The 3,976-nt window shown below is 64.7% G+C and carries 6 protein-coding genes; 1 reads left to right on the top strand and 5 read right to left on the bottom strand.

Features of this window, described 5'->3' with window-relative positions:
• The 5 genes from RT513_RS20610 to RT513_RS20630 all read right to left on the bottom strand — a co-directional run.
• Positions 1-280 (bottom strand): hypothetical protein (locus RT513_RS20610; protein ID WP_313534543.1); only part of this gene is annotated, 280 nt, incomplete at its 3' end.
• 17 nt (positions 281-297) lie between these two features.
• Entirely contained in the window at positions 298-558 is a 261-nt protein-coding gene (locus RT513_RS20615; protein ID WP_290687643.1) for a hypothetical protein, read from the bottom strand.
• The gene (locus RT513_RS20620; RefSeq protein ID WP_290687637.1) at positions 555-2,414 is read right to left on the bottom strand and encodes a ParB/RepB/Spo0J family partition protein; all 1,860 of its coding nucleotides are present in this window, start codon (positions 2,412-2,414) and stop codon (positions 555-557) included. The genes RT513_RS20615 and RT513_RS20620 overlap by 4 nt, the downstream gene beginning before the upstream one ends.
• A gap of 36 nt (positions 2,415-2,450) precedes the next feature.
• Positions 2,451-2,783 carry a hypothetical protein gene (locus tag RT513_RS20625; protein ID WP_290687635.1) on the bottom strand — a complete coding sequence of 111 codons (333 nt, stop codon included), beginning with the start codon at positions 2,781-2,783 and terminating at the stop codon, positions 2,451-2,453.
• Positions 2,784-2,931: 148 nt separating this feature from the next.
• A complete protein-coding gene (locus RT513_RS20630; protein ID WP_088216922.1) occupies positions 2,932-3,141 on the bottom strand; it encodes a hypothetical protein in 210 nt (69 codons plus the stop codon).
• 298 nt (positions 3,142-3,439) lie between these two features.
• Here RT513_RS20630 and RT513_RS20635 point away from each other — a divergent pair, with 298 nt between their 5' ends.
• Entirely contained in the window at positions 3,440-3,796 is a 357-nt protein-coding gene (locus RT513_RS20635) for a DUF2513 domain-containing protein (protein ID WP_088216923.1), read from the top strand.
• The last annotated feature ends 180 nt before the right edge of the window (positions 3,797-3,976 follow it).

A 3,976-nucleotide genomic window follows, 5' to 3' on the forward strand; every position in this document is an offset into this window, starting at 1 on the left:
CCTCCCCCATGCAGCCGTCGTAAATCTCGGCGGCAATGGCGCGCGGCTCGTCCCCGCCGATCAGGTACAGGCCATAGGCGACGAGGATGATGCCGCTCACCATCTGCGACATGTCACGCGCCGGCAGGGTGTCGGCAAAGTCCGGCAGCGATATACCCGCCTGAGCGGCGGAGGCGGCGCGCAGGGCCATCGTAGCGGCGGCAAGGCATTTTTCCTGATCGCCGGCATATGCGCAGGGTGCGAGCATCAAGCCCGCCAAAGCGAGTGTTATAAATTTCATGGCGTGATCCTGTTAGATCAGGGGTTCTGGGTCGCGCCGGGCCGATCCTTCTCGGCGCGGGACAGATATTCGCGGAGCATGGCCAGCATGCTGCTCCGGTCGCCGTTGCTGATGTAGTTTACCCGGCCGTCCTCAATTCGGTTGAACTCGGATATCAGCAGGGCGAACCCGATCCGGCGCGGGACGCCCGGTTGAAAAGGGCCGTTCAGCGCTTCGTCGATGAGGTGCGCGAGGGTGTTCATCAGCGCCCGGTGTTCGGGCTGGATCGGATCGCTCATGCCGCTTCCTCCTGCGGGTCAGCCTGGTCCGATGGCGTCGGCCACTCCATTTCGGCAGGCACCCAGGCATCGATGCGCTTGCAGTCGTCCTTCGACAGGGACAGCGCAGACCGGAAATCGGGGTCGCGGAACAGGCGGTCGAGGTCTTTGGCCTTGAGCGCCTTTTTCATGGACAGCCAGCCGTCACCGTCCGGTCCGCCATCCGGGACCAGCTCCGCCCAGATCCTGTCCAGCCGCGCGACGGGGAGGCGGGCGAAATAGTTCTCGGCCGTCGGTGTCCAGACCTTGCGGATATCGGCGGCGGCGAGGCGGGCGACGGAGGCGGCAAAGTCACCGGTGACCGGGGTAAAGAGGCGGGCCAGCGCGGCGGTGAGCCGCGCGTTGCGGTCCTTCTTCGGCATCGCCTGAATGTCGGTCAAATGGGTCAGGGACAGGTCTCTCCCGGTCATAGCCTTGCCGTCATTGACGGCATCGGTCAGGCGCTCGTCGATCACAGTGGCGTCCGCCTTCTCCGGCGCGATCGGATTCAGCGACGGGCCGATCGACAGCGGGCGCTGCCAGTTCCAGATCGGCGCCGTCAGAGCGACGGTCAGCAGGTCGAGCACCAGTTCCGGCTTGCCGAGCAGGGCGGTCTGGATGGCCAGACGCTGAATTCGTTGTGTGTCCTCTGTCAGGGACTGGGGCAGCGTCTCGACCTTGGCTGTCGCGACCTCGTCGCTCCCGGATGCCTGCGGCTTCTCCCGCCACGGGCCGCTGGTCTTCAGCTCGCCGCCCGCGTCCACGTAGAGAAAGATGCCGGCGACGGCCCGATCCTCGTCCGATATGTCGCCTGCGGCGCGATTCTCGAGCTCTTCCAGACGAGCGTATTCCTCCTCCGTCAGGTCATCGGCTTCGGAGAGGGCCTCCATCTCCGCGGCATCGGCCTCCGGCAGTTCGACGGCGACGAGATCGACGCGAGCGAGCTTTTCGATGAGATCAAAGGGGATCCACGCATCCTTCGTGTGGATCTTCACCCACGCATAGCCTTTGCCCCGGTCGCGCTCCGCGCATTCCTCCAGGCGATCGGTGAAGAGCTTGTCGAGCAGGGCCTCGTCGAGAATACGGGTGTCGTCGGTGAACAGATCCTCCTGAATGACGCCGCCGGCATTGCGGTAGGCGTCCAGCCCGAGCCATTTGACGCGACGGTCGTCGAGCGAGATGCCGCGGGGCAACAGGTTTTGCCGGATGTTAGCGGCGGAGACGCCCCACGTGCTGGTAAGCACGCGGCGCAGCTCGGCGAGCAGAGCCTCCTCCGACTGCGCGGAGGTCAGCGCGCCCGCTTGGTCAAGGGTGATCCGGTCAGTGCGCAGCGCGTCGAGCGCAGCGACCGGCAGGGTGGCAAGCGTCATCCGCTGGCGGACATGTCGCTCCGTCACCGCGAAGGCCTTGGCGATCATGGCCGGCTGCGTGCCCGAAGCGGCCATCCGGGCATAGGCGCGGACCTCATCCGCCGGGTGGAGGGGCTGGCGCGCGGCGTTCTCGGCGCTGGCCCAGAGGCGGGCGGTGTCCTCGTCGCTGGTGAACTGGACCGGCACGGTAATGCTGGCCTGATCCGTCCCACCGCGATTGGCAAGCAGCTGCAACGCCCGGAGGCGGCGCCCGCCGGCGACGATGCCGATTCCAGTTTCGGGTGCGGTCGGATCACCGCCAAGACGCCCGGCCGGATCGATGTAGCCGGACAGGTTCTGGAGCAGGCCCATCTGGTCTATGCTGTCGGCCAACGCCTCAATCTCCGCATCGGGCGGGGTGGAGCGTGTGTTGAAGGGGTGGATGTAAAGGTCAGCGAGCAGAACAAGGGCTGTGACAGGCTCGGCCATGGGATGATCCTCCAAAGGAGACGGGTGGGGCGCGGCTCAGCGGGCCAGCGCCAGAAGGTTAAAAAAGGTGTCCGCCGCGGTCGTCGCCGCGAGCGCGAGGAACAGGCAGCCGCAGAGACGGCGCCACAACGCCTCGATCTGCTGCTCGGGCAGCGTGGGCGGCGGGATCACGACCAGCAGGGGCTGCGCGGTACTGCGCTCCAGCCGGTTGGCCAGTCGGATCGCGCCGACGGCGGAAAGATCGATCGTCGTCTGGCCACCCATTGCCGCATAAAAGCGCAGCCGTGCTGGAAGCCCGTCGATGAACTGATCCGCGGCCTCACTGCTTGCGCGGACCTGATCCAGTTCGGTGCGGTCGGTGTCGGCCATGCCTGTCTCCGGGTGTCAGCATTTCGGAGAGGAAAAGCCCCCGGCCCGTGTTGGTCTTTCGGGGAAAGCGGGCCGGGGGAAGTGCGCGCCAGAGTTCCGAGAGTGGCGGCGCGGGCCGCAGCACAGGGACAGGGCTGCGGATCGGGTGTCAGGCCCGGCCGAAGAGCAGCAGGAAGCGGCTCTGCGTTACCGGGTGACCGAAATCGGATTTGGCGGCGAACCACGCCATACGGCGCAGCCGCAGCGGGGTGCCGGTGTCCAGCAGGGCGCGCCGCGCCTGGGCGACGGCGAGGTGACGGGTGGCCGCGCCGACGGGCGTGGTCGCTTCTTCGGATTGATGGGCAAGTGCGGGCTGCACGGGTGATCCTCCATCGGGGCCGGGATGATGTCCGGCGGCGTTCGATGGAGGCAGTATATTTGGCAAATGCCAAAGTTCAAGTAGGAATTTTGGCATTTGCCAATATGTAGGATTGTGCAATTGTAGAATCGGGATGGATTTCCTGCCAGCGCCGGGCTGCGGCGCGTGAGGGCGGCATGAAAAAGCCCCCTCGGATAAGGAGGGGGCTGTGAAGGAGCGAAGGTGCGCGGCCTGGACCTGTTGCGACTCTCTTGCCTTGCCTCATAGTCTGGTCTCGCGGCTCAGATGGAGCGAGACAATGAAGAAAGACGATGAGTGCTTTCGGCAACTCATGTTTGAGTTGGAGGCAGGTGAAGATTGGGTGCATTACATTCCGCTGGATGAAGGCGATCACGCGAGTGAGAAGCGGTACTACCATGCGCTGATGCTGGCGGACGCGGGGGCACTGGAGGTGTCCGGCAAGCATAGCGACCATTTTCGAATCCGCGACCAAGGGTATACGCTCCTCGCGGTCATGCGAGATGCCAATGCTTGGGGAAAGGTGAAATCTAGCGCCAAGGCTGCAGGTGGGTATGGCGCGAGAGCGTTACTGGCCGCGGCTGAGGCGTATGCAGTGGCTCAGGTCAAGCAGCACCTTGGCCTGCCACTGTCATAGATCACGATGCTTCCCGTTGAAAAGATGAAGAAAGTGTTTTGTTGAAGTTCCGATCATCGCGACTTCGCGCAACGGCCCAAGGGGCCGTGGTATCTACCCGTGGAGAGGTGGCAGATGACTTTTGATGCCGCGCGACAATCAGGGTGAGATTCCGCGTCAATCTGGGTGAGACGCCGTGGT

Origin of the sequence: Haematobacter sp. (assembly GCF_032102465.1) — a bacterium.
In the GTDB taxonomy this organism is placed as follows: Bacteria; Pseudomonadota; Alphaproteobacteria; order Rhodobacterales; family Rhodobacteraceae; genus Haematobacter.